Origin of the sequence: uncultured Citricoccus sp., from assembly GCF_937871995.1 — a bacterium.
Lineage (GTDB): Bacteria > Actinomycetota > Actinomycetes > Actinomycetales > Micrococcaceae > Citricoccus.
Genome location: NZ_CALMQR010000047.1, coordinates 1 through 2,260, shown reverse-complemented (window position 1 = coordinate 2,260; position 2,260 = coordinate 1). Strand labels below are relative to the sequence as shown.

General features: G+C 74.0%; 3 protein-coding genes and 1 pseudogene. 2 read left to right on the top strand and 2 right to left on the bottom strand.

Annotated features, from left to right (window positions below):
* Positions 1 to 542: pseudogene (locus tag Q0283_RS04160) on the bottom strand (hypothetical protein); the annotation flags it as partial.
* 16 nt (positions 543 to 558) lie between these two features.
* Positions 559 to 840, bottom strand: a complete 282-nt coding sequence (locus tag Q0283_RS04155; RefSeq protein ID WP_183523415.1) for a hypothetical protein — start codon at positions 838 to 840, stop codon at positions 559 to 561.
* A gap of 320 nt (positions 841 to 1,160) precedes the next feature.
* On the opposite strand from Q0283_RS04155, the gene Q0283_RS04150 reads away from it, so the two are divergent.
* Complete coding sequence (locus tag Q0283_RS04150; RefSeq protein ID WP_010145000.1) at positions 1,161 to 1,544, top strand: cold-shock protein; 384 nt, start codon at positions 1,161 to 1,163, stop codon at positions 1,542 to 1,544.
* Positions 1,534 to 2,232, top strand: coding sequence for a DUF3027 domain-containing protein (locus Q0283_RS04145; RefSeq protein ID WP_298043233.1), 699 nt, complete (start codon positions 1,534 to 1,536; stop codon positions 2,230 to 2,232). The genes Q0283_RS04150 and Q0283_RS04145 overlap by 11 nt, the downstream gene beginning before the upstream one ends.
* The last annotated feature ends 28 nt before the right edge of the window (positions 2,233 to 2,260 follow it).

Below are 2,260 nucleotides of genomic sequence, written 5' to 3'. Positions count from 1 at the left end.
GGGGCGGGACCCGGGCGGGTGGGCCGTCCGCCGGGGCCGGCGGGGCCGTCCTCGGGTACGAGCACCGCCAGGCTGCGCCCCAGGCCCAGCGGATGGGAGCCGAGCGCGGTGGTGACGGCCAAGGGCAACTGCCAGCCGTCACCGGCGGGCAGCACCAGGGCGGCGTCCGCCAGGTCATGCAGGACCGAGTCCACGGCGTCGGAACAGGGATCGTCAGGACCGGCGGTCCCCAGGAACACGGCGAGGCGGGCGCGGGTGACGACCGCCCCGGCGTCGGGGACCCGGCGGCCCGGGGCACCCTGGACGGCGCCGGGGATCCGGGGTGCCCCGGCGAGGGCCGCCATGGCCTCGAGGACGTCGAGGTGGGCCCGGTCCAGGCCGTCGAGGGCACGCAGCACGGACATCTGGGTGCTGGCCCTCGCCGCGAGGGCGGCGAGATCGGGAACGGGCGGATGGCAGAGGTCTGGCCGGAGCCGGAACAGGCGGTGCAGTCGGTGGTCCGGCCACCGGGCGAGGTGGCTCGTCAGCGAGACGGCCGTCATGGCTTCGGCGACCGGGTCAGGCGCGGCGCCTGAGCACCGCCTTGATCACCACGAACGCGAGCATCAGCGCGAAGCCGAGCGGGAGCCCGAAGAGTCCGAACCAGTAGAACACGGGCCAGGCCGTGATCTGGAGGAAGTAGGACGCCAGGAGCAGCACCGTGGCGGCGAAGGACACGGCGGTCAGCGTCCCGCCCACGATGAGCAACGCGCGCAGCCAGGGCAGGGACTCGGGGGTCGAGCCTGCGGCGGAACCGGTGGCGACGGAGGCCTCGGGGGAGGTCACGGGACGTACGGACATGGCGACCAGTCTACGCCTGCGGTGAGCGGCGCCGCGGGGGAAGGTCCCGGGTGAGGGGCGAGAGGGTATCCTTGAGGGGCTACAGACTTTCCCTTCCGTCCGGCACGCGACGGAGGCGGGTTCGCCCGGAACCGGACGTCCACGACGACTCCCGAGGCCGCACCCGCCCGTCACGCCGGCATCGCCGCAGGGCCACCAGGAGTCGCCGCACCGTGAACGCCCGGCCATGCGACCCCCGCAGTCGGCCCGGCCCGACCGGTCGGCGACGGCACGCCGCCACGGCCGGAAGGGTGCACCGAAGACAGAGAAGGACACGAGTTATGCCCACCGGCAAGGTAAAGTTCTACGACTCCGCCAAGGGGTTCGGATTCCTGCACACCGAGGACGGCAGGGAAGTGCACCTGCCCGCCTCCGCCCTGCCCGCCGGGGTGACCGAGGTCCGCGCCGGCACGCGCATGGAGTTCGGCGTGGCCGAGGGGCGCCGCGGCCCGCAGGCCCTCAGCGCCAGGATCCTCGACGACGCCCCGTCCGTGGTGCGAGCCCACCGCCGCAAGCCCGAGGACATGGCCGTGCTGGTCGAGGACCTCATCAAGTGGCTCGACATCGCCTCCAACGGCCTGCGCAAGGGCAAGTACCCCCAGCGGTCCCAGGCCGAGAAGATCGCCATGGCGCTGCGCAAGGTTGCGGACGATCTTGAGGCCTGAGACTGCGGTGGCCGCACAGGCCACAGACGACAAGGCCCGGACCGCGGACACGCCGCCCGGTGAGGCGCAGACCGTGCAGACGGCCGCAGGCACCGTGCGGATCCCCCCGAAGCCGACCCGTGCGCCCCGGCGCCGGGCGCCGAAGCTCGACGAGCTGCTGGCCGGTGCCGTGGACGAGGCCCGGGCCGCGCTGATCGCGGAGACCGGCCTGGCCGAGGACGGCCAGGTCGGCGCGCACGTCAGCGCCGTGGCCGACGACGACCGGCTCGTCACGCATCGGTTCGCCGCGACGCTGCCCGGTTATGGCGGGTGGGAGTGGTTCGCGACCCTGGCCCGCGCACCGCGCAGCAAGGTCGTCACCGTGTGCGAGGTCGGCCTCCTGCCCGGCGAGCGCGCCATCCTGGCCCCGGACTGGGTGCCGTGGTCCGAGCGGGTCAGCCAGGAGGAGAAGATCCGCCTGGACGCCATCGCCGCCGGCGAGGACCCGGAGAAGGCCCTGGCGCGTTTTCGCGGCGACGAGGACGGGGGCGACGGCCCCGAGGGCGACGATGATGGCCGGGGCCAGGATCAGGACCAGGACCAGGACCAGGACCAGGACCAGGACGACGAGGACGCCGTCGACGCGGCCGACGTCGACAGCGGCTCGGACGTGGCCGACGCCGACGCCGGAGCCGAACCGACCTCCTGACCGCGTCACCGGTACGAGAACGGCGGGG